20 protein-coding genes, 1 tRNA gene and 1 pseudogene are annotated in these 21,206 nt (G+C 33.3%); 9 read left to right on the top strand and 13 right to left on the bottom strand.

Going from position 1 to position 21,206, the window contains the following annotated elements; all coding sequences use genetic code 11:
- The first annotated feature begins 110 nt into the window (after positions 1-110).
- A complete protein-coding gene (locus B2145_RS10195; protein ID WP_291101822.1) occupies positions 111-2,291 on the top strand; it encodes a TonB-dependent receptor in 2,181 nt (726 codons plus the stop codon).
- A gap of 345 nt (positions 2,292-2,636) precedes the next feature.
- On the opposite strand, the gene B2145_RS10190 is transcribed toward B2145_RS10195, so the two are convergent.
- The 5 genes from B2145_RS10190 to B2145_RS10170 all read right to left on the bottom strand — a co-directional run bounded on the left by B2145_RS10190 (position 2,637) and on the right by B2145_RS10170 (position 7,129).
- Positions 2,637-4,874, bottom strand: a complete 2,238-nt coding sequence (locus tag B2145_RS10190) for a nitric-oxide reductase large subunit (RefSeq protein ID WP_291101820.1) — start codon at positions 4,872-4,874, stop codon at positions 2,637-2,639.
- Positions 4,875-4,942: 68 nt separating this feature from the next.
- A complete protein-coding gene (locus B2145_RS10185; protein ID WP_291101818.1) occupies positions 4,943-5,269 on the bottom strand; it encodes a 2Fe-2S iron-sulfur cluster-binding protein in 327 nt (108 codons plus the stop codon).
- Positions 5,266-5,841 (bottom strand): hemerythrin domain-containing protein, encoded by a 576-nt coding sequence (locus B2145_RS10180; RefSeq protein WP_291101816.1) that lies wholly within the window; start codon positions 5,839-5,841, stop codon positions 5,266-5,268. The genes B2145_RS10185 and B2145_RS10180 overlap by 4 nt, the downstream gene beginning before the upstream one ends.
- A gap of 57 nt (positions 5,842-5,898) precedes the next feature.
- Positions 5,899-6,621, bottom strand: a complete 723-nt coding sequence (gene ric, locus B2145_RS10175; RefSeq protein ID WP_291101814.1) for an iron-sulfur cluster repair di-iron protein — start codon at positions 6,619-6,621, stop codon at positions 5,899-5,901.
- 73 nt (positions 6,622-6,694) lie between these two features.
- On the bottom strand, positions 6,695-7,129 hold the full coding sequence (locus tag B2145_RS10170; protein ID WP_291101812.1) for an RrF2 family transcriptional regulator: 435 nt from the start codon (positions 7,127-7,129) through the stop codon (positions 6,695-6,697).
- 624 nt (positions 7,130-7,753) lie between these two features.
- Between B2145_RS10170 and B2145_RS10165 the strand changes: the two genes are divergently transcribed.
- Together B2145_RS10165 and B2145_RS10160 are read left to right on the top strand one after the other, a co-directional pair.
- Positions 7,754-9,034 carry a chloride channel protein gene (locus B2145_RS10165; protein ID WP_291101810.1) on the top strand — a complete coding sequence of 427 codons (1,281 nt, stop codon included), beginning with the start codon at positions 7,754-7,756 and terminating at the stop codon, positions 9,032-9,034.
- A 6-nt stretch (positions 9,035-9,040) separates the two neighbouring features.
- The gene (locus B2145_RS10160) at positions 9,041-9,646 is read left to right on the top strand and encodes an HPP family protein (RefSeq protein WP_291101808.1); all 606 of its coding nucleotides are present in this window, start codon (positions 9,041-9,043) and stop codon (positions 9,644-9,646) included.
- Between the two features lie 686 nt (positions 9,647-10,332).
- On the opposite strand, the gene B2145_RS10155 is transcribed toward B2145_RS10160, so the two are convergent.
- A tRNA-Met gene (locus B2145_RS10155) sits at positions 10,333-10,406 on the bottom strand.
- 155 nt (positions 10,407-10,561) lie between these two features.
- On the opposite strand from B2145_RS10155, the gene B2145_RS10150 reads away from it, so the two are divergent.
- Both B2145_RS10150 and B2145_RS10145 read left to right on the top strand, forming a co-directional pair.
- Positions 10,562-10,954, top strand: coding sequence for an START-like domain-containing protein (locus B2145_RS10150; RefSeq protein WP_291101806.1), 393 nt, complete (start codon positions 10,562-10,564; stop codon positions 10,952-10,954).
- A 61-nt stretch (positions 10,955-11,015) separates the two neighbouring features.
- On the top strand, positions 11,016-11,849 hold the full coding sequence (locus B2145_RS10145) for an aminotransferase class IV (RefSeq protein WP_291101804.1): 834 nt from the start codon (positions 11,016-11,018) through the stop codon (positions 11,847-11,849).
- 11 nt (positions 11,850-11,860) lie between these two features.
- On the opposite strand, the gene B2145_RS10140 is transcribed toward B2145_RS10145, so the two are convergent.
- From B2145_RS10140 to B2145_RS10120, 5 genes and pseudogenes are all read right to left on the bottom strand, one after another.
- A complete protein-coding gene (locus B2145_RS10140) occupies positions 11,861-12,421 on the bottom strand; it encodes a YqgE/AlgH family protein (protein ID WP_291101803.1) in 561 nt (186 codons plus the stop codon).
- 119 nt (positions 12,422-12,540) lie between these two features.
- Positions 12,541-12,813: an HU family DNA-binding protein gene (locus B2145_RS10135; RefSeq protein WP_291101801.1), complete on the bottom strand. Its 273-nt coding sequence runs from the start codon at positions 12,811-12,813 to the stop codon at positions 12,541-12,543.
- A 183-nt stretch (positions 12,814-12,996) separates the two neighbouring features.
- A complete protein-coding gene (gene fmt, locus B2145_RS10130; RefSeq protein WP_291101799.1) occupies positions 12,997-13,944 on the bottom strand; it encodes a methionyl-tRNA formyltransferase in 948 nt (315 codons plus the stop codon).
- Positions 13,944-15,839, bottom strand: coding sequence for a RecQ family ATP-dependent DNA helicase (locus B2145_RS10125; RefSeq protein ID WP_291101797.1), 1,896 nt, complete (start codon positions 15,837-15,839; stop codon positions 13,944-13,946). The genes fmt and B2145_RS10125 overlap by 1 nt, the downstream gene beginning before the upstream one ends.
- A gap of 78 nt (positions 15,840-15,917) precedes the next feature.
- A pseudogene (locus B2145_RS10120) lies at positions 15,918-16,100 on the bottom strand (AAA family ATPase); the annotation flags it as partial.
- 268 nt (positions 16,101-16,368) lie between these two features.
- Between B2145_RS10120 and B2145_RS10115 the strand changes: the two are divergent.
- From B2145_RS10115 to B2145_RS10100, 4 genes are all read left to right on the top strand, one after another.
- Positions 16,369-16,653, top strand: coding sequence for a DUF493 family protein (locus B2145_RS10115; protein WP_291101795.1), 285 nt, complete (start codon positions 16,369-16,371; stop codon positions 16,651-16,653).
- A gap of 99 nt (positions 16,654-16,752) precedes the next feature.
- Entirely contained in the window at positions 16,753-17,478 is a 726-nt protein-coding gene (locus B2145_RS10110; RefSeq protein WP_291101793.1) for a DUF4290 domain-containing protein, read from the top strand.
- A 92-nt stretch (positions 17,479-17,570) separates the two neighbouring features.
- A complete protein-coding gene (gene murA, locus B2145_RS10105) occupies positions 17,571-18,881 on the top strand; it encodes a UDP-N-acetylglucosamine 1-carboxyvinyltransferase (protein WP_291101791.1) in 1,311 nt (436 codons plus the stop codon).
- 37 nt (positions 18,882-18,918) lie between these two features.
- Positions 18,919-19,788, top strand: a complete 870-nt coding sequence (locus B2145_RS10100) for a cation diffusion facilitator family transporter (RefSeq protein ID WP_291101789.1) — start codon at positions 18,919-18,921, stop codon at positions 19,786-19,788.
- 101 nt (positions 19,789-19,889) lie between these two features.
- Here B2145_RS10100 and aroQ read toward each other — a convergent pair whose 3' ends face one another.
- Together aroQ and B2145_RS10090 are read right to left on the bottom strand one after the other, a co-directional pair.
- Entirely contained in the window at positions 19,890-20,303 is a 414-nt protein-coding gene (gene aroQ / locus B2145_RS10095) for a type II 3-dehydroquinate dehydratase (protein WP_291101787.1), read from the bottom strand.
- Positions 20,304-20,384: 81 nt separating this feature from the next.
- Positions 20,385-20,948 carry a porin family protein gene (locus tag B2145_RS10090; RefSeq protein ID WP_291101785.1) on the bottom strand — a complete coding sequence of 188 codons (564 nt, stop codon included), beginning with the start codon at positions 20,946-20,948 and terminating at the stop codon, positions 20,385-20,387.
- Between the last annotated feature and the right edge of the window lie 258 nt (positions 20,949-21,206).

The raw sequence follows: 21,206 nt of genomic DNA, 5'->3' as shown, positions 1-21,206 counted from the left end.
CGTTTCTCAGCAGACCCTAATTAGATTAGGTATATACCTTTTTAAAATATATTGCATGGCTATCATATAGTCCATACAGTTAATTATTTATGATTAAAACTTAAATTTAAATGACAAAATATTTTTTGATTTTGACTATGTTGATAACCACAGTATCATACAGTCAGAACACTTTGAAAGCCGTTGTTAAAAATGGTAAAACAAACGAACTATTGATTGGCGTAACGGCACAAATTAGTAATACAAATATTGTGAATGCCACTGATAAAAATGGTTTTGTAGAGCTTAAAAACATTCCGAACGGCAAACAACAAATCACTTTTAGTTATTCAGGATACGAAACAAAAATCGAATCTTTGGACTTCCCCTTATCAGTTAATGACACATTACAAGTCAGTCTGGAATCAAGTGAAGGTACTGAACTAAATGAAGTTGTGGTACAATCTATGCGTACAAGTAGAACCATAAAAAACACACCTACACGTTTAGAAGTAATGAATGCCGAAGAGTTGGACGAAAAAAGCAATATGAAAGTAGCCAATGTGAGTATGGTCCTTCAGGAAAGCACAGGGATTAATGTACAACAAACTTCTGCTACTAGCGGAAATGCCAGCATCCGAATGCAAGGTTTAGATGGTCGATATTCACAACTTCTTAAAAATGGGTATACTAATTTCGGAAACTTTGCCAGTGGTTTAAGTATTTTGGAAATCCCTCCTTTAGATTTACAACAGGTTGAAGTGATAAAAGGACCAGCATCCACTTTATATGGTGGTGGAGCCATTGCCGGGGTTATCAATTTTATTTCCAAAAAACCAAAAGAAAAAAGCGAATATAATATGATACTGAATCAATCCAATGTGGGACAATCCAATATTGGAGTTTATGCTTCTAAAAGAAAAGGAAAGTTTGGTTATACCTTAATGGGATTGGTTAATTTTCAGAAAGCCTATGACGTTGATAAGGATAGTTTTACTGAAATCCCAAAGGGCAATAATTTTACTGTAAATCCACAATTGTTTTATTATCCAAATGAAAGTTCTTCATTGATGATAGGAAATAGTTTCACAAAAGGAGATCTTAGAGGTGGTGATATGCAGGTCGTAAAAGGTTATTCAGACGACACTCATACTTATTTTGAAGAAAATAATACTACAAGAAATACAACTACTGTTGAATTTGACAAAAAATCTGAAAACAAAAACAGTTTCAAACTAAAACAAAGTTTAAGCTTTTTCGATAGAAAAATAAATATCCCAAATTATTTGTTTTCAGGATTAAACACTAACGCCTACATTGATGCTTCCTATGTTTGGAACAAAGAAAAATATACTGTTATTGGAGGTGTAAATTTAATTTACGATAATTTCAAACAAAGAGATATTGCCACACTGGATTCAAAATCATTCACTACAGGAGCATACATTCAACATACTTGGGATATTACCGAAAATATAAAATTAGAAAACGGCTTCCGTTTGGATAATGTACAATATTCCAATCAGAATTATTCTGAAAATCAAATCTTTGTGTTGCCAAGAGTTTCAGCATTGTTTATAATTAATCACCAATGGAGCAGTAGAATTGGTGGTGGTTTAGGATATAAAATGCCTTCTGTTTTTACAGAACAAACGGAAACAATGCAATACCAAAATCTATTGGCATTAAATAATGTAGTGGCTGAAAAAAGTATTGGAGGAACATTTGATGTGAATTTTAAGGATAAAATAACAGATGATTTGTCTTTTAGTATGAATCACATGTTTTTTTCAACAAAGATTAATAAACCTCTGGTTTTACAAAATATTAATACTGTATATTTCTTCGTTAATGCTGATAATCCAATTACTAGCAACGGTTTTGAAACCAACCTTAAGTTTGTTTACGATGAAAACATAAAACTTTTTGTGGGGTATACATTCACCGATGTTAAAGCGAAATACCTTCAAGGCAATCAGTTTTTACCATTGGTACCCAAAAACAAGTTAAATTTGATACTGATGTATGAAAAAGAAGATGATTTTAAAATTGGACTGGAAGGGTATTTTACGGATAATCAATATTTATACAATGGTTCTCAAACACCAACATTCTGGAAATTTGGAGCAATGGCTCAAAAGACACTATGGGAAAACTACAATGTTTTCATAAACTTTGAAAATTTCACCGATACGAGACAAAGTAATTATAAAGGGGTGGTTAATGGTCCTGTAAACAATCCTACTTTTGATGAAATTTGGACTTACACAGAAGGTTTTGTCTTCAATTTTGGAGTTAAAATGAAATTTTAATCTGTTTGCTAATATTATTGCCAAATGGTCATTCAACCGAAGATAGAAAAGTTTGAGGAAATTTTTAAATATCGATTAAAAAAGAAATAGTTGTTACCAATAAAAAATGAGGCTGTCACACAACTCGTGAAACAACCTCATTTTTGGTTTTTTATTTGGACTCCTATAGAAGATTTTATCTCAAATATTCAATTCTAAAGGATTTGTTTTACCAAATAATTCGCTTAAAACTTCATCAATTTTCGAAACGAATTTGGATGATGATCCTTTCATTCAATAATATATTTTATATTGAAAAAGTGCAATGTATTTGACATTGTACAATACATTGCACTTACTTAACTTTTACTTATTCTTATTTTTTAATGTTAGATCAAATACAAACCAAGCGAAGGAAACAATTCCTATTGTAAATAGAACATCACCAAAGGTACGTAGCCATTTTAAAGTAATCATAGTTGGATCTTGCATTAATTCAGCTGAACGAGCATACCACATTCCGTGTTCTATACTTTCAATCGCTTGCCAAATTCCTATTGGCAGTAAGCTCATTGTTGCCATTAAAAACAAACCGATATTTAGCGACCAAAAAGTAGTTTTAAGTAGCTTGTTATTCCATTCTATGTTCCTGTACAAACTTCTTAGTACGAATAACATCAAGCCTATTCCTAACATTCCATAAACGCCAAATAATGCGGTATGGCCATGAAGAGGAGTGGTATTTAGACCTTGAACATAATACAATGCTATTGGGGGATTAATTATAAACCCGAATATACCAGCTCCAAGGAAATTCCAAAAAGATACGGCAAGCATAAAATAAATAGGCCATTTATAATCAACTACCCATGGAGTAGCTTTAGAAAGTGTATAGTTATGATACGCTTCATAGCCGATAAGTGTAAGAGGTACTACTTCCAAGGCGCTAAATGTAGCTCCCAAAGCCATAATAGCACTGGGTGTTCCTGAAAAATACAAATGGTGGAAAGTCCCTAAAATTCCTCCAGCTAAAAAGACTATAGTGCTAAATAAAACATTTAATGTTGCCGTTTTTGTTTTCAATAAACCCAAACGAACAAAAAGGAAAGCAATTACAACTGTTGCAAATACTTCAAAGAATCCTTCAACCCATAAGTGAACTACCCACCATCTCCAATATTCGGCAATGGCAAGATTCGTTTGCCTACCCCACATTAATCCGGCAGAATAGAAAAGCGCAATCGCGGAACAAGAAATTAAAAAAAGAATGATAAGATTTTTTTCTTCCGTTTTTCTTTTTAAAATAGGAAGTAGCGGGCGAACCATTAAAGCTAACCATAAGAAAAGTCCAACTAGCAAAAAGATTTGCCAAAAACGACCTAAATCTACATATTCATATCCTTGATGTCCAAACCAAAAATTTTCAACTAAATTTAGTTTTTGCATCACTCCAAACCATTGTCCTATCATTGATCCTACTACAATTATTAGTAAAGCAATGAACAAAAAGTTCACCCCAAAACATTGAAATTTAGGATCTTTTCCGGAAACTGCTGGAGCTATATATAATCCTGTAGCAAGCCAGGCTGTTGCAATCCATAAAATAGCTAATTGGGTGTGCCAAGTTCTTGTTACGGCATAGGGCAGGAATTTATCAATTGGAATTCCGTATAAACCATTGCCTTCGACACCATAATGTGCAGTTACAATTCCTAACAGCACTTGTAAAATCATAAGCAAGCTAACGACCCAAAAATATTTTTTTACCAAATACATAGAAGGCGTCATTCCTTGTTTTAAAAGGGGATCTGATGTTGGTAATGGTAAGCTTTCGCCTTCCCCTGATTTTGCATGATAAAACACCAATAATCCAATACACAAAATCAATGTAATAATACTAACCCCTGACCAAGCCATTAAATCGGTAGTAGCTTTGTTTCCGACTAATTCATCTGCAGGCCAGTTGTGAGTGTATGAAATGTCGGAATTAGGGCGTTCTGTAACTGTTGCCCATGTTGCCCAAAAGAAGAACGCATTCATTTTGTGCATTCTGTTTACGTCTTTGATCGCATTTTTTGGAATAGCATAATCATTTCGTAATTTGTCAAATTCGGGAGAATTCATAAACAAACCTTGGTAATAATGACTTAAATATTGAATAGCTAAAACTCGATTTTGAGAAATAGTGATTGTTTTTGTTTTTTCATCATATTTATTGGTTCTCAAATCTGCTTGTAAACGTATTTTTAGAGCGGCTTGCTTTTCCTTGTCCAATGCATCAAAATCTTTATTGAAATCTTTTTGTGCATAGCGATTCAATATAAATACAGCTTCTCTATGAAGCCAGTCGGCAGTCCAGTCGGGAGCTACATAAGCACCGTGTCCCCAAATAGTTCCCACTTCTTGGCCTCCCATACTTTGCCAAACATTTTGGCCGTCTTTTATTTCCTGACCAGTGAAAATTACTTCCTTGTTTTCGGAAATGATTTTTACAGGGACTGGTGGCGCTTGTTGGTAGATTTCATAACCATAATAACCTAAAACTCCAAAGGAAAAGAAGGCTACCAAAAGCAATCCAATCCATAATTTTTTTTCTTTACTCATGTTTTTCTTTTTGTTAATTTTTAATTCATTCTAGTTTTAAGAAATTGATTTATAAAATTTTCTATTTGTTACAATTCTATCAATTCAATCTCAGTATTATTTAAATCTTTTGTAACCAATAGCTGGCATGAAAGGCGTATATTTTCATCTACAAATCCTATCTTAGAAAGTGTAACAGGTTCGTTTCTTTCTTTTGCTGTTGAAATTCCTGTTAAACCAATGATTTTTATTATGCAGGTTGCACACCTTCCCATCCCTCCGCACTCACCAAAGTCGTCCAAATAAATCTTGTCTCTTAACAGAAACATTAAATTTTTATATTCTCCATCATACGTTTCAATGGTATGTTTTGAATTATTTTCTATAACTGTTAAATGTATTTTGCCTCTCATCATTCCCAAAATGGGTCGGTTAAATTATCTACGAATTTATCATTAGAATGATACTGTTTTACTCGTTCCAATTGGTCAGTTGTTGCATTGTTCTGAATTTCATTAAACAAAATTCGTTCTTCAAATCGGATGTGACTTTCTAATTCTTCTGCAATCGAAGACAAGTTTTTTAAATGTTCTGTTATTGCTTCAAACAAACGATTTAATCTGCGATGTTCTGCTAATGCTTTTTTTACAAGTTCATGTTCGTTGCCTAATATTGGAAAAATATATTTTTCTTCAATTTTGAAATGTTGCTTTAAGTGTGTTTCCCAAAACCAATCGATATATCTTTTTATTCGTTCTGGCTCGATTTTCTTTTTTAAGCCCGTTCTTATTTTCCAGCAAATCAACAGTCCATGATGATGTTCTTGGCTAATTGACTTTAGGAATTCGTTTCTTTTGATAGGCATGGTTTTTTGTACTTTATTACGTAAGAGTTCAACAATCTTAGATGTAGAAGGATCTGAATACATTCCGGAAGCATTTACTACTATTCCTTTTAGATTATTTTTTTTGGAGGAAACTGCAAACACAATCATTTCATCTCCAGGACCAGAGTTTCCTTCAAATCGATAGGTTTCATCAATTTTTTAAGACAATTCTTTTTCTAATTCGATTGCTTTTGGAAATAAAATATTATTCTCTAAATGAATGTGCAGATGTAAATCTTGTTCAAATTCTTTGAGCAATGCCAATGTTACGCGGTAGGTGTTACAAGCATCTTCTGGGGGAGTATAATTATTGCTTAATATTTCTATTTTGCTAAATCGTTCTCCTTCTGTGGTGTGCTCATTCATCATCATTTGAATGGGGTTTTGTATTGTGCCAAAAGGGGATGACTCCAACTTGGAATTTTCTTGTTTTGCTTTAACCATTTTACGTACATTTGGAAACAAAATAAGCTCTTCTTTTTTCATGTGCTTTGCCAATTCTCCTGCTGTAGCATTGAAATGTTCTTTGATTTCAAACAATTCAGGGTGACGTTCTCCGTGAACTCTGCAAATTTTATCTAGGTAGGGTATAATTTCCTGCGTTTTTTCTTCCACATAGCGATGGTGTTTTTTCTCAATATAATCTGCCAATAAATCTAATGGCCAAGATTTATAATCCGTTGTGTTTTCAGATTGTGATTGTATGAGTGCATTCAAATCTGAAACGACTACTTTTTCATTAATTTTTTTTGCTTCACAAGCATCATTAATGGTTCTGTTGCCTTGACAGCAAAAGTCAATACCATATTTTTTAAATACTGATGCAGTACGGTAGTCTTTTGCTACCAATTCTCCGATGATTTGATTTTCTTGAATATTCATTTTTATTAAAGTTTAATTTTTTTGTTTTTTAATTATATTGGATAAATATGTCCACTATTAGTTTAAATTTTTTTTATCGTTTTAAAAAGGTTAATCCTTTTTCAAAGTCCACAGCTAATGATTTTATAGTAGTACTTTCAAGCATTTTTTTAAGTTCATCTCTAACTAGTTTAAATTGATTATGCACCGGACAGGGCATTTTTTCATTACATTTTTTTAAGCCTAAACCACAGCCATTGTAAATTGATTCTCCATCAATTGCTAAAACTATTGTACTTAGTTTTACCTTTTCAATTTCTTGTGTATCCATTGAAAATCCACCTGTTGGACCTTTGTCTGAATTTATAATAAAACTTCGAGAAAGCTGTTGCAATATTTTTGAAGTATAAGCAGTTGGCGATTCAATTGCCTCAGAAATTTCTTTTAAACTCACTTTTCTTTCTAATAGCGATTGTTCAGCAATGTAGATTGATGCCCTGATCCCGTATTCACAAGCTTTTGAAAACATTTATTTCTTTTTTATAGGACAAAGGTAAGCATTTATTTTTAATAGTGGACAAATTTATCCATTATATTTTTACACTGTAAAGGATCTACAAATTTGGTTATGTCGAAGGGTTGGTCTTGTGTATTGGGGCAAAACCAAATGTGCCAAACTAGGAAGGAGTAAATTATTATTTAAAATGTGTGATTGGGAATTTTTTAAATCTTGCGTTGGTTCGATAACTGCAAACTGCCCGGGTTGCAGCGTTGAGATACTAGGAAAGGGTTAACCGTTTTTAAAGTTAGCATAAAAATAAACCTCTAATTAGGGTTGGCCGCTTGATGTTTGAATGGTCGTCTTTTAGGCTTGCTTATAACGTCACTATGTGAAACAAACTCCGTTTTATTACTAACAAACATAACTAAATATTAGCGAAAAAGAGGGTTTTTCGTGTTTTTAAACATGCGATATATCGCAGAAATTAACGCCGTCAAATGAGTTTTTAAGTTTAGAAGACGCTAATTTACCAACGATGACTTATTTAAAATAAAATAGGACTGTTGGAGATTTAGAAAATTTTTAACTTTTAAAAATGAATTATTGCTTTTTCAAAGTTTAAATTTGCAGGTCAATGACAACCCTTTTTTTATGAATGATACTTCCAGAATTAGAAGAAACCATGCTTTAATTAAATTCAAAAAATTAGTTGTTGTTTCTCTATTAATTGGTTTTTTATCAGCTTTTTTAGGAGTTGTTTTAAAGAAAACAACCGAATATTACGAGGAAATATTTTTTCGTCAAGCCAATCTGAATTCCCTGTTTTATATTTTTTTCCCCGTTTTTGGTTTATCCGTCATTTATTTTCTTCGAGAATATATATTTAAGAAAGGGGAAAACAAAGGATTCAAAGAAATCTTTGAAAGCACTAATTCTAAATCCAAAAATTTACCCAATTATAAAATCTCTTCCCACTTCATCAACGGATTATTGACCGTTATTTTTGGTGGCTCTACAGGAATTGAAGTTTCTACAGTTGTTGCTTCGGCAACCATAGGTTCTGTCGCCCAAAGAAAAGAAAATATTTTTAGACAATACAAAACCGAATTAATTTGTGCGGGAGTTGCGGCAGGAGTTACGGCTTTATTTGGTAGCCCCATTGCTGGAATTCTTTTTGCACTGGAAGTTATTTCGAAAAAAGTAACTCGAGTATTCTTACTGACTAATATGATTGCCACTGCAATAGCTTTTGGACTTCTATTTTTATTAGACGAAAAACCTTTGTTCACAGTAAACATAACGACTTGGCACCTTGCTGCCATTCCTTATTTTATCCTTTTAGGAATTTTAGCAGGATTAAATTCTGTGTATTTAACACGCTGCGTATTGATTATTAAATCACAATTTTCGAAAATAAAAATTTATTATCATAAAATCATCCTAGGTTCAGTAATTTTAAGCGGTTCTCTGCTTCTTTTTCCTCAACTTTATGGAGAAGGATATCTGGCTATCAAAATGATTTTTCTGAATTCGAATGAAGTCCCATTAACTTTTACACTAATTTTCACATTTATTGGAATATTACTTTTAAAACCAATTGTAACTTCAGTAACATTAGCTTCTGGAGGCGATGGAGGTGTTTTTGCACCAAGTCTTTTTATAGGTGCTTTTTTAGGATTGTTAGTTGCTTCCATTTTAAATCGTTTTTTTAATGCCGATGTGATTCCAGTAAATTTTATGATTATTGGAATGGCAGCTGTTTTGAGTGCTAGTATTCACGCTCCTTTCACAGCTATCTTCTTGGTTTGTGACTCAACCAATAATTATACTTTATTCTTTCCAATTTTAATGGTTTGCCTGATTTCAAAATTTACGGCAAAAATGATTTATCCTTTTACAGTTTATTCTTTTACACCAAGTTTAGCAAAATAATTCTTTATGCCTGTTCAAAAAATAAAGCGAAGTTATCGCAAAACCCGATATATTCTTTATAGAGAAACTTTGGTAGACTGGAAAGAGCATTTTTGGGCTTTTTTAGGTTCGTTTGTGGGCATTGGAATATTAGCTTACATAGAATCCATTCATTTTTCAGGAAATGATGCCGTGTATCTAATTGCTTCTTTTGGTGCATCAAGTGTATTGGTTTATGGTATTATTCAAAGTCCATTTTCGCAACCTCGAAACTTAGTTGGCGGTCATTTAATTTCGGCTTTAATTGGTGTAACTGTACATAAATTAGTTCCTGATATTATATGGATAACTGCTCCACTAGCCGTTTCGATTTCTATTATTTTAATGCAAATTACCAAAACCTTACATCCACCCGGTGGAGCAACAGCACTAATTGCTATTATTGGTTCCGATAAAATAAAAGATTTGGGTTATTTATATGTGATTTCACCAGTACTCATTGGCGTAATGATTTTGCTACTTACTGCTTTAATTTTTAATAATATGACTTCCAATAGAAGTTATCCAAGCCATAAGAAATACCATCTTATTAGAAAAAAGCTTATTCATAAAATTAAAAAAAACGCCTCTTAATTATAACCGAAGACAAACCCCAAATAATAACCTCATATTCTAGTTTATAGCATCAATCTCAAAATATTTTCAACAAATCATAATACGAAATTTTTAATTCAGATTATTAATCATAACTTGGAATATTAAAGTTTAAAAGACAAGTGATTCTATCCAATATTCTCAATCTCATTATGCTCATTATCTAGCAAGTCAAAAGTTCTAATAAGGTTAATTATCCCAGGATTAATTTTTGTCAATCTATTGACTTCAATTTCTGTTTTAGAGCGGATTTTTTTGAACTTTAATAGAATTGTTGCATATTCTACTTTCAAGATAAATATCAGCTAAATCTGTTCCGTCTGGAACATTTTTGTCTTCAATAAACCTGGAATAAAGTAATGGGTGATGAAACTAGTATTTTGTCATCTCATTAATCTAATGAAGTTTTAAATAAATTTTACTTAGACCCTAAAGTTTCACCTGTGATAGTGAAAGGAGCTTCAGAGAATAAAATTCGAAAGGTATAAATGAAAAATCATATTTCATTTATACCTTTTCTGCTTAGTGATTAGTCTTTTTTTATATCAATTCCTCACTCGAGTCCTCACTTGAGTTCCTCACTTGAGAGATTTGAAGTCGATATTTTCGAAACATATTTCCAATAAAAAACCCCTAAACAATTGATGTTTAAGGGTTTGTTTTAGTAGCGAGACCGAGATTTGAACTCGGGACCTCAGGGTTATGAATCCTGCGCTCTAACCGACTGAGCTATCTCGCCAAATTGCCGGAAGGATAACCAGCTTTGAATGCGGGTGCAAATATAAAAATTATATTAGAGGTTACAAGTATATATTAAAGAAAAAAAAATATTTTTCAAAAGGCTTTTTTTTTGGCTTTATATTCTATACATTTCCAAAAAATTAAATGTAGCTCATGGATCAAAAAGTACGTTATGAAATAGAGTTTCCCATAAATTCTTCACCTCAATTGTTGTATCAATACATTTCGACTCCGTCAGGTTTATCGGAATGGTTTGCGGATAATGTTAATTCTCGTGGCGAATTTTTTACTTTTATTTGGAATGATTCCGAAGAAAAAGCAAGACTATGCTCCAAGAAATCGGGAGAAAAGGTAAGGTTCAAATGGGTAGATGGTAATAACAAGGACACTGACTATTTTTTTGAATTAAATATTTTGGTAGATGAAATCACTAAAGATGTTTCCTTGATGGTGATTGATTTTGCCGAAGAAGACGAAATTAATGAAGCAATACTTTTGTGGGAAAATCAAGTTTCCGATCTTAAGCATGTTATCGGTTCAGTTTAGTGATGTTCTTTTTTGAAACTTATATTTGTCATGTTCTTTAGCGTGACTTTTTTTAAATAGTATGATTAATTTTAATGGTGACATTGTATCTCACGATGCTAGTTTATTGGCGCAAAACCGCGCTTTTTTATATGGCGATGCTGTTTTTGAAACGGTTAAAATAGCAGGCTCTAAAATTCTTTTTTTAGAAGATCATTATTTTAGATTGATGTCTTCCATGCGTGTGGTTCGAATGGAAATTCCCATGAATTTTACAATGGAATATTTTGAGGAACAAATTCTTTTTTTGGCAAAAATCAAAAATTTAGAAATTTCCGCTCGTGCCCGAATTACGGTTTATAGAAATGATGGGGGGTATTATTTGCCACAAAACAATACGGTCTCTTTTTTGATTAGTGCCGAATCACTCGATAATACTTTGTATTCAATCAATCAAAAGGAGTATGAAGTGGATTTGTTCAAGGATTTTTATATTGCAAGGCAATTGCTTTCTTCCATAAAAACCACAAATAAAATCATAAATATTACGGGAAGTATTTTTGCCAATGAAAATGGTTTGGACAATTGTTTATTATTGAATGACAGCAAGAATGTTATCGAAGCATTACAAGGAAATATTTTTATGCTAAAAGGAAATACACTCATTACGCCTCCTGTTTCAGAAGGATGTTTAAACGGTGTTATGCGAAAACAAATTTTGGCTTTGGCCAAAAAAATAGAAAATTTAGAAGTTGTTGAAGAGGTAATCTCTCCGTTTGACCTTCAAAAAGCCGATGAATTGTTTATTACAAATGTGATTAAAGGGATACAACCCATTACTAAGTATCGTAAAAAAGAGTTTACGGTCAATTTATCAAAAAAATTGGTTCAAAAACTGAACGAATCTATATTTTAGGGTAATATAAATTAATTTAAATAGGGGTTTTCAGGAGCGTTGGACCATATTAGATACTCACCACCTAATTCTATAATTTGTTCTTTCCAAAAACTTGAGGCCGATTTTCCAATTATTTTATTTTCATAGTTATTTTTAGTTATAATCCATGAATTTTTTTCCATCTCGGTTTCTAATTGATTTTCTTCCCATCCTGTATAGCCCAAAAAGAACCTAATGTTATCTTTACTTATTTTGCCACCATTGATTAAATCCTTTGTTATTTCATAGTCACCTCCCCAATATATACCATTGGAAATTTCTATACTGTCTGGAATCAAATCCGGAATGTTGTGTATGAAATAGAGATTGTCCTGTTCAACTGGGCCACCATTATATATCTTGAATGTTGCCTTAATTTCAGGAATCAGGTCGTGTATGGTATGTTTTAAGGGTTTATTTATAATAAAACCCACGGAACCTTCATTGTTATGATCCGCTAATAGAATAACCGATCTATTGAATGATAAATCCCCAATAATCGAAGGCTCTGCAATAAGCAAACTTCCTTTTTTTAATTCTGCTAAAATCATTTGATTATAATTTTTACTAAAATTAAGAAAAAATATATAAGAATACCAAATAAAATCGTTAAAATGCATAAAAAAACCTTCCAACAGGAAGGTTTTGATTATATTTAAGAAAACTTAAATTAGTTTACAGCACTCTCTAAATCTGCACCAGCTTTAAATTTCACTACGTTTTTAGCAGCAATTTTAATAGTTTTTCCTGTTTGAGGATTTCTACCATCTCTTGCAGCTCTAGCTGAAACTGACCATGATCCGAAACCTACTAAAGAGACTCTTCCGCCTTTTTTCAAAGTACCACCTACGTTACCTAAAAATGATTCTAAAGCTAGTTTTGCAGCAGCTTTTGTAATTCCTGCATCAGCAGCGATAGCGTCGATTAATTCTGATTTGTTCATAATGTTTAGTTATTAAATGTTGGTTAAAAAAAACTTTGTTACTACAACAAATTTAGTAGGAATTACTTCCCTTACAAGCATTTTGCTTAATTTTAGCTTATTTTGTTGATAACTTATTTTTTTTGTTCATAAAGCAATGACTATTCTTGCCAAATCATAAGAAAACACCCGTTTTTATTGGTGTTAATACACTTTTGCATCCTCGGAAAAAGTCATTCCATTCAATAATTCTGCTGCAGTCATCTTCTTTTTTCCCGGAAATTGCAAACTCAGCACCTGAATAAGCCCATTTTTCACCGCAATTTTCATTTCTTTTTTGGTACAAATCAAGCTTCCGACGTTATAACCATGATTTTCCGACATAATTTTTGCTTCATGAATTTTTACATTCCATTCTTCATTTTTGTCGCTGAAATAACACCAAGCTGACGGATATGGACTCAAACCTCTTATTAAATTATAAATTTCATCCGCCGATTTTGTCCAATCTATCTTGCAATTTTCCTTATTTAACTTGTAAGCCGTTTTTATTTCGGGATTGTCTTTTTGTATAGTTGTGATGATATTTCCTTTTTCAATCAATTCCAAAGTTTCTAAAACAGCTTCACTGCCCAAATGCATTAATCGGTCGTGCAATTGTCCCGCGTTTTCATTTGGTGTAATTTCTGTTTCGGAACTCAAAATTACGGCACCCGTATCTATTTTGTCATCGATAAAAAAAGTGGTAACTCCAGTTTTTGTATCGCCATTTATGATTGCCCAATTTATTGGAGCCGCACCACGATAATTGGGTAATAAAGACGCATGAAGATTGAACGTTCCCAATTTTGGCATTTTCCAAACAACTTCTGGCAGCATCCGGAAGGCAACGACGATTTGCAAATTGGCATTCAGGGATTTTAATTCTTCTAAAAAACCCTCGTCTTTCAAATTCGTCGGCTGTAATAAAGTTAGGTTATTGGCCAAGGCATATTCTTTTACTGCCGAATATTTTATTTTTTGCCCGCGACCAGCCGGTTTATCGGCAGCGGTGATAACTCCCACAACATCGTAGTCGTTTTTGATTATGGTGTCCAGAATTCCAACAGCGAATTCGGGGGTCCCCATAAATACAATTCGTAATTTCTCCATTATAGTTTTAAAGTGTATTTGTTATTCGAACGTATTGCAATACTATCGTTTTCCAATAATTGTTGCAATGCAAAGATAATATCGTCCTCGGTATTTTTTGTCAATTTTTGAATTTCTCTTGAATTCATATCTTGCATTTTCAATAATCCAATAATTTTTTCCAAAATGGAAGATGTGTTTATGGTTTTAGTTTCTTTTGAAATGCAATAGGAACAAATTCCGCAATCTGAATCTGGGGTTTCTCCAAAATAATTCAGGATCAATCTGCTTTTGCACACTTTTTTTTCATTGACATAATTCAAAACCGATTCGAATTGGGCAATTTTTTGTCGGTTTTGGTTTTCAAGATATTTCGAAATCCGATTAACGGTTCTTTCGTCTTCACGAACTTCATTAAAAATAATGGTGGCATCATTGTTTTTTTTGTGATAATCTATAATGTCAAGTCCTTTCAATTTTTCTAAAACTGAATGTATTGCCATTTCTTCGCAACTTGATTTTTTTGCAATCAGAGATAAATTGATGGCCGTTTGGGTATCATAAATTCCAGGATACGTTCGGAGTATGGCCAGAATAATTGGTTCTTCCTGCGTGTTCAAACTCACATACCGAATTACTTCCTTGGATGGTATTATGAATTGCATGGTGATTCGCTCTGAATATTCTTGTGACAAACTCAAAACTCCCTGGCGGTCTAAAAATTGGATAGCATTGAAAGTCTTCAAGGTTGGAAATCCATATTTTTGGCAAAAATGATTCAAATTGAACGAAAATTGTTCGTTGATTCCCTCGCCATAAGCAATTTGGAAATAAGTGCACAATTTGATGTAAATCTGGTTCAGCATCTTTTTGTCGGGCAGCACATTAATAAATTGGCTTTGGGCTTGAGCTTTATCTGCGGGGCTTGTAAGTATAATTGCAAATGCTTTTTTGCCATTTCTACCGGCGCGACCCGCTTCCTGGTAATAACTTTCGATGCTCTCGGGAAGGTGAATATGGATTACCGTTTTTACATTCGATTTATCAATTCCCATTCCAAAGGCATTGGTGGCAACCATAATTTGAACCTCTTCATTCATCCAAAGGTTCATATTTTTTTCTTTGTCTTTCGAAGTTAATCCTCCATGATAAAAGGTAGCTTTGAATCCCAAGGATTGCAATTGCGAAGCGGTTTCTGAACAGGATTTCCTGTTTCGGACATATATAATGGAAGGCTGTGGATTCTTCTTCAAGATTTGCTCCATTCGATACAATTTGTCTTCGACTTCAAAAACCATATAAGCAATATTTTTTCTGGCAAATGATTTCTGAAAAATTGCTGGTTTCTCCAGTTCCAATTGGATAATTACATCTTCCAAAACGGCGTTTGTAGCCGAGGCGGTAAGTGCCAAGAAAGGAACTTTGGGAAAATGAGTTTTTAAGTTGGCTATTTTCAAATAAGCCGGACGAAAATCGTGTCCCCATTGCGACACGCAATGCGCTTCATCGATGGCAATTAAATTGATGGGTAAATTTTTGATTCGTTCCAAAATCCAGTCTGATTGTAATCGCTCTGGTGACAGGTACAAGAATTTATAATTGCCAAATTCGCAATTGTCCAAAAGGGTAATTATTTCATCAGATCGAATTCCGCCAGTTAGCGCGATGGCTTTTATATCGAGTTTTTGCAAGCGTTGTACTTGGTCTTTCATCAAGGCTACCAAGGGTGAAATAACCAAACAAATTCCATCCTTCATTAATGCCGGAACTTGAAAACAAATTGATTTTCCTCCACCCGTGGGCATTAGCCCAAAAGTGTCCTTTCCCTCCAAAACCGAATTAATAATTTCGTTTTGAGGCGACCTAAAACAGTCGTGTTTCCAGTATTTTTGAAGAATTTGTAATGCTGTTTGCATTTTCAAGTGTTCGGTGTTCAGTAATCAGTGTCCAGTCGCAGTTAGCAGATTTCGAAACTCATAATTCGCAAGTCGTAACTAAATTGGCTCCAAGATAAATAAAATTCTATTATCAACGGTATCTTTTGGAACTTCTATGAGTTTATAACCGTATTTTTTGTACGTTTCTACGAGATGAACATCGATGTGTTTAGCTTGTTCGAAGTTCTCGTAACGCTCTTGGTCGCCGGTAAAAATTTCTTCCCAAGGCGGAAGAATAAAGGCTTATATAAATTTTCTGGGGATTAGGTAAAACCTTTTTCCATCAATCCATCGATAGTGCTTTTGCCAGTTCCTGGTCCGCCAATAATGACCACAATTTCTTTATACACGCTTTTCAAATAAGGTGCAAATTTACCTAAAGTTATCTGGATTTTGAAAGATTTTTTTGACTTATGAATTTCTTTGTTTTAAAAATTATAAATCCTAAATCCTAAATTCTCAAATCTCAAATCAAAACCGTATATTTGCTTTTATTTTTAATTAAAGAATGGATAAAAACACCGAAGAATTTTATAATAGATTAAAAGTAGAGTTGGATATGAGCAATACTTGGCCAGCTTTATATTTGTATAAATTTATTGTACCATCTGAAAATGATAATGTTGTGCGTGTTGAAGAAGCCTTTGATTGTATGGGAGCAGTCATAAAAACGACAAAATCCAGAACAGGCAAATTCACGAGTATCTCTGTTGATGTTACCATGAAAGATGCCCAAGAAATAATTGATAAATACTTAGAAGTTTCTACGATTAAAGGTATTATTTCCCTATAAACAGCAACAAATATATTTGAGCAGATATATCCTCAAAGGAGGATTATTCTTCAAAAGGCATATTATTTATGCCCAAAAACAACAATAATAATTTCAAATATGAATTCAAAATATATAAAAGAAAACTCGAATGATGTCGTTCATCATTTGGAATATAATGCCGAGAGATCTCATTTAATTATTCCTGAATACGGTCGCCATTTACAAAAATTAATTGACCAAGCCACCGCTATTGAAGACAGTGTGGAACGTAACAAAGCCGCAAAATATATCATTCAGGTGATGGGTAGTTTGAATCCTCATTTGCGTGATGTACCCGATTTTCAGCACAAATTATGGGATCAATTATTTATAATGTCTGATTTTAAATTGGATGTTGAATCACCTTATCCTGTACCTACTCGTGAAGTATTACAACTGAAACCCGATGTTTTAAAATACCCGCAAAATTTTCCAAAATATCGATTTTATGGCAATAATATCAAATATATGATTGATGTTGCCAACAAATGGGAGGAAGGCGAAATGAAAAATGCATTGGTAAAAGTCATTGCCAATCATATGAAAAAATCATACTTAAGTTGGAATAAAGACACGGTAAAAGACGATGTTATTTTCGAACATTTATATGAACTATCCGAAGGAAAACTGAATTTGCTTCAAAGCACCGAAGAGCTTTTGAATACTACTGATTTATTACGAACAAATAAGCGAGTGTCTAATAAAATAATGCCTGCTGGACAACCAAAAATTCAGAGCAACAAGAATATAAAATCCGGAAAGCAAAATCCGACACATAAAAGTCAAAACAGAAAACCTTTGTAAGCCAGTTATGAATTATGAGTTATGAATTTTTTTAACATTAACTTTTAATCCATAATTCATTAACTCATAACTCATAATTTATAATTCGAAAAATGGGAATTTTCAAAATAGAAGGAGGCATTCAATTAAAAGGCGAAATCACGCCACAAGGAGCCAAAAACGAGGCGTTACAAATTTTATGCGCCATATTATTGACTCCTGAAAAGGTTACCATCAATAACATTCCAGACATAATTGATGTCAATAAACTGATTACGCTTTTGGGAAATTTAGGCGTAAAAATTCAAAAAATAGGACCTGGATCCTATACTTTTCAAGCAGATGAAGTGAATGTACATTATCTGGAAACAGAAGCATTCAAAAAAGAAGGAGGTTCACTTCGAGGTTCTATTATGGTTGTTGGGCCGCTCTTGGCACGCTTCGGAAAAGGATATATTCCAAAACCGGGCGGCGATAAAATAGGCAGAAGAAGACTCGATACCCATTTTGAAGGATTCATCAATCTTGGCGCCAAATTCCGTTACAACAGAGAAGACCATTTTTATGGAGTTGAAGCTCCTAATGGCTTGACTGGCGCCGATATGTTATTAGATGAAGCTTCGGTGACCGGAACAGCAAATATAGTTATGGCTGCGGTTTTGGCAAAAGGAAAAACAACAGTTTACAACGCTGCTTGCGAACCGTATTTGCAACAATTGTGCAAGATGTTGAACGCAATGGGAGCGAAAATAACGGGAATTGGTTCGAACTTATTAACCATTGAAGGTGTTGAAAGTCTTGGAGGTTGTACCCATAGAATTCTTCCCGACATGATCGAAATAGGAAGCTGGATAGGACTTGCCGCAATGACCAGAAGCGAAATTACCATTAAGGACGTGAGTTGGGAAAATCTGGGACTTATTCCAAATGTGTTTAGAAAACTGGGAATTACATTAGAAAAAAGAGGCGACGACATTTATATTCCGGAACACAAAGATGGTTACCAAGTAAAGACCGATATTGATGGTTCCATTCTCACCATTTCAGATGCGCCTTGGCCTGGATTCACGCCAGATTTGTTGAGTATTGTTCTGGTAGTGGCTACACAGGCAAGAGGAGACGTTCTTATTCATCAAAAAATGTTTGAAAGCCGATTGTTTTTCGTCGATAAATTGATTGATATGGGTGCCAAAATTATTTTGTGCGACCCACACAGAGCAGTTGTAATTGGTCACGATTTCAAATCACAATTGAAAGCCACAACTATGTCCTCGCCAGATATTCGTGCAGGAATTTCCTTGTTGATTGCGGCGCTTTCTGCAAAAGGAACAAGTACCATTCAAAATATTGAACAAATAGATAGAGGTTACGAAAGAATAGACGAACGGTTGAGAGCCATTGGTGCGAAGATTGTAAGAGCTTAATCTATAATCTACTTTTTAATTTTTAAAAAAAAACAGAATGACAAACGAACAAACCGCAGTAAAAGCGACTTATTTTAGTATAATAAGTAATGCTGCTTTGGCTTTAATTAAAGGATTAGCCGGTTTTTTTGGAAATTCTTATGCCTTAGTGGCAGATGCAATCGAATCTACGACTGATATTTTTTCTTCATTTTTGGTATTATTTGGAATCAAATATTCGAACAAACCAGCAGACGAGAATCATCCTTATGGCCACGGTCGGGCCGAACCCTTAGTCACTTTTTTGGTGGTGGGTTTTTTAATTACTTCGGCAACAATTATTGCTTATGAAAGCATCAACAATATTGGAACACCCCACGAATTGCCTAAATCCTGGACATTAATTGTTCTTGGCATAATAATTATTTGGAAAGAATATTCGTATCGTTTGGTGTTGAATAGAAGCAAAGAAAGTAACAGTTCTTCTCTAAAAGCCGATGCTTGGCACCATAGAAGCGATGCAATAACATCGGTAGCCGCATTTATTGGAATTTCTATTGCCTTGATTTTGGGGAAAGGGTATGAGTCGGCAGATGACTGGGCTGCACTTTTTGCATCGGGATTTATTCTTTACAACAGTTATTTGATTTTCAGACCTGCACTTGGCGAAATTATGGATGAACATCTAAATGAAGATTTAGTTGATGAAATTAGAAAGATTTCTCATCAGGTGGATGGTATAGTAGATACCGAAAAATGTTTTATTCGCAAAGCAGGGATGAAATATCATGTTGATTTACATGCTATTGTCAATGCAAATATTACAGTAAAAGAAGGGCACCTCTTATCACATAAACTCAAAGACACTTTGCGCCAGGAAATCCCTGAGTTAGGACATGTTTTAATACATATTGAGCCGAATGAATAGAATTAAAGTAAGTAAATTTCTAAACATAAAAAAGTGTCAGATTTTTTAAAATCTGACACTTTTTATGTTCGATAATGGTTAAATGTTGAATAGCATAATAACTATAAAAATGACATTAACGCTAATTCATAACTTCGTAATCCAAAACCGAGAATAACACCTTTGGCATTGCCAGAGATATAAGATTGATGCCTGAAACTTTCACGAGAAAAAGTATTCGAAATATGCACTTCAACCACTGGAGTCGTTATGGCTTTTACGGCATCGCCAATGCCAATCGAAGTATGTGTGTAAGCGCCGGCATTTAGGATAATACCGTCATACGAAAAACCAAGTTCCTGAATTTTATCAATCAATTCTCCTTCGACGTTGCTTTGATAATAATTTAGTTCTATTTGCGGGAATTTCTCTTTTAAAGTATTGAAATAATCTTCAAAAGTTTGACTTCCATATACTTCTGGTTCTCGTTTTCCTAATAGATTAAGGTTTGGTCCGTTGATGATGCAAATTTTCATAAATTGATGTTTTGGTAAAAATAAAAAAACCGTTCCAATTTAAAGAACGGTTTTGATAAATTTATTATTTTTTTAATTTTCTTAGAACATAAGACCTGCCGAAACTTGAACTACAGAGTTTTTAATTTGTGCATCTTTTGAAGCATCGGTTAAACCTAATACATAACGACCTTGTATAAATATACTTTTGGTGATATTCAATCCTAAACCTCCGGCAACTCCAAAATCGAAAGTGTTGGCATCTTTAACATTGAATTGATTTCTTTCGCTTAATAAAAAAGAAGCTTGTGGGCCAAGATCAAGACTAATAAATTTATTCAAATGAAATTTTGCCATAACAGGGATGGATAAATAACCCAGTTCGTTTTTAAATTCAGTAGCTGCATATTTGTAAGTAGCTCCTTGGGTAGAATACAGTAATTCTGGTTGAACAGAAAAACCTTCTGTTAGATTAATTTCGGCCACTAATCCGGCATGATAGCTAGTTATGGCATCCTTATTATAATTTCCACTGTTTATGGTGATGTTAGTGCCGGTTTGATTGGCATAGTTTAGTCCAGCCTTTATACCAAATCGTAATAATTGCGCCTGAACATTAACTGATATTGCAAGCAGTAAAACGGTAACTAAAATTGTCTTTTTCATAATATTGTTTTTAAATTTTGTTTATAGATTAGAACTTGTAGTTTAAAACTCATTAATTTGCTGATTATTGTGTTTATTGAACTTTTTAGTAATTCCTTTGAATCAGGAATAAACTTCCTTTTACAAAAGTAGAATGTTTAGTAGAAACTTTTGTTTCATTATTTAAAAGAGTTTTTATATAATTAACTGTTTTATATTTAAAAGTCAAAAAATAATATTTAAACTTTTTTAAGTCTATTCAGGAAGTTTTTTATGTCC

It is taken from the genome of Flavobacterium sp. UBA5153 (genome assembly GCA_002413745.1).
Taxonomy (GTDB): Bacteria; Bacteroidota; Bacteroidia; order Flavobacteriales; family Flavobacteriaceae; genus Flavobacterium.
This window is presented reverse-complemented; position numbering and strand designations above follow the sequence as displayed.

Excerpts from the sequence above, each read along its gene's own strand:
- B2145_RS10195 (WP_291101822.1), top strand. The coding sequence starts at position 111 with ATGACAAAATATTTTTTGATTTTGACTATGTTGATAACCACAGTATCA.
- B2145_RS10190 (WP_291101820.1), bottom strand. The coding sequence starts at position 4,874 with ATGAGTAAAGAAAAAAAATTATGGATTGGATTGCTTTTGGTAGCCTTC.
- B2145_RS10185 (WP_291101818.1), bottom strand. The coding sequence starts at position 5,269 with ATGATGAGAGGCAAAATACATTTAACAGTTATAGAAAATAATTCAAAA.
- ric (WP_291101814.1), bottom strand. The coding sequence starts at position 6,621 with ATGAATATTCAAGAAAATCAAATCATCGGAGAATTGGTAGCAAAAGAC.
- B2145_RS10170 (WP_291101812.1), bottom strand. The coding sequence starts at position 7,129 with ATGTTTTCAAAAGCTTGTGAATACGGGATCAGGGCATCAATCTACATT.
- B2145_RS10165 (WP_291101810.1), top strand. The coding sequence starts at position 7,754 with ATGAATGATACTTCCAGAATTAGAAGAAACCATGCTTTAATTAAATTC.
- B2145_RS10160 (WP_291101808.1), top strand. The coding sequence starts at position 9,041 with ATGCCTGTTCAAAAAATAAAGCGAAGTTATCGCAAAACCCGATATATT.
- B2145_RS10150 (WP_291101806.1), top strand. The coding sequence starts at position 10,562 with ATGGATCAAAAAGTACGTTATGAAATAGAGTTTCCCATAAATTCTTCA.
- B2145_RS10145 (WP_291101804.1), top strand. The coding sequence starts at position 11,016 with ATGATTAATTTTAATGGTGACATTGTATCTCACGATGCTAGTTTATTG.
- B2145_RS10140 (WP_291101803.1), bottom strand. The coding sequence starts at position 12,421 with ATGATTTTAGCAGAATTAAAAAAAGGAAGTTTGCTTATTGCAGAGCCT.
- B2145_RS10135 (WP_291101801.1), bottom strand. The coding sequence starts at position 12,813 with ATGAACAAATCAGAATTAATCGACGCTATCGCTGCTGATGCAGGAATT.
- fmt (WP_291101799.1), bottom strand. The coding sequence starts at position 13,944 with ATGGAGAAATTACGAATTGTATTTATGGGGACCCCCGAATTCGCTGTT.
- B2145_RS10125 (WP_291101797.1), bottom strand. The coding sequence starts at position 15,839 with ATGCAAACAGCATTACAAATTCTTCAAAAATACTGGAAACACGACTGT.
- B2145_RS10115 (WP_291101795.1), top strand. The coding sequence starts at position 16,369 with ATGGATAAAAACACCGAAGAATTTTATAATAGATTAAAAGTAGAGTTG.
- B2145_RS10110 (WP_291101793.1), top strand. The coding sequence starts at position 16,753 with ATGAATTCAAAATATATAAAAGAAAACTCGAATGATGTCGTTCATCAT.
- murA (WP_291101791.1), top strand. The coding sequence starts at position 17,571 with ATGGGAATTTTCAAAATAGAAGGAGGCATTCAATTAAAAGGCGAAATC.
- B2145_RS10100 (WP_291101789.1), top strand. The coding sequence starts at position 18,919 with ATGACAAACGAACAAACCGCAGTAAAAGCGACTTATTTTAGTATAATA.
- aroQ (WP_291101787.1), bottom strand. The coding sequence starts at position 20,303 with ATGAAAATTTGCATCATCAACGGACCAAACCTTAATCTATTAGGAAAA.
- B2145_RS10090 (WP_291101785.1), bottom strand. The coding sequence starts at position 20,948 with ATGAAAAAGACAATTTTAGTTACCGTTTTACTGCTTGCAATATCAGTT.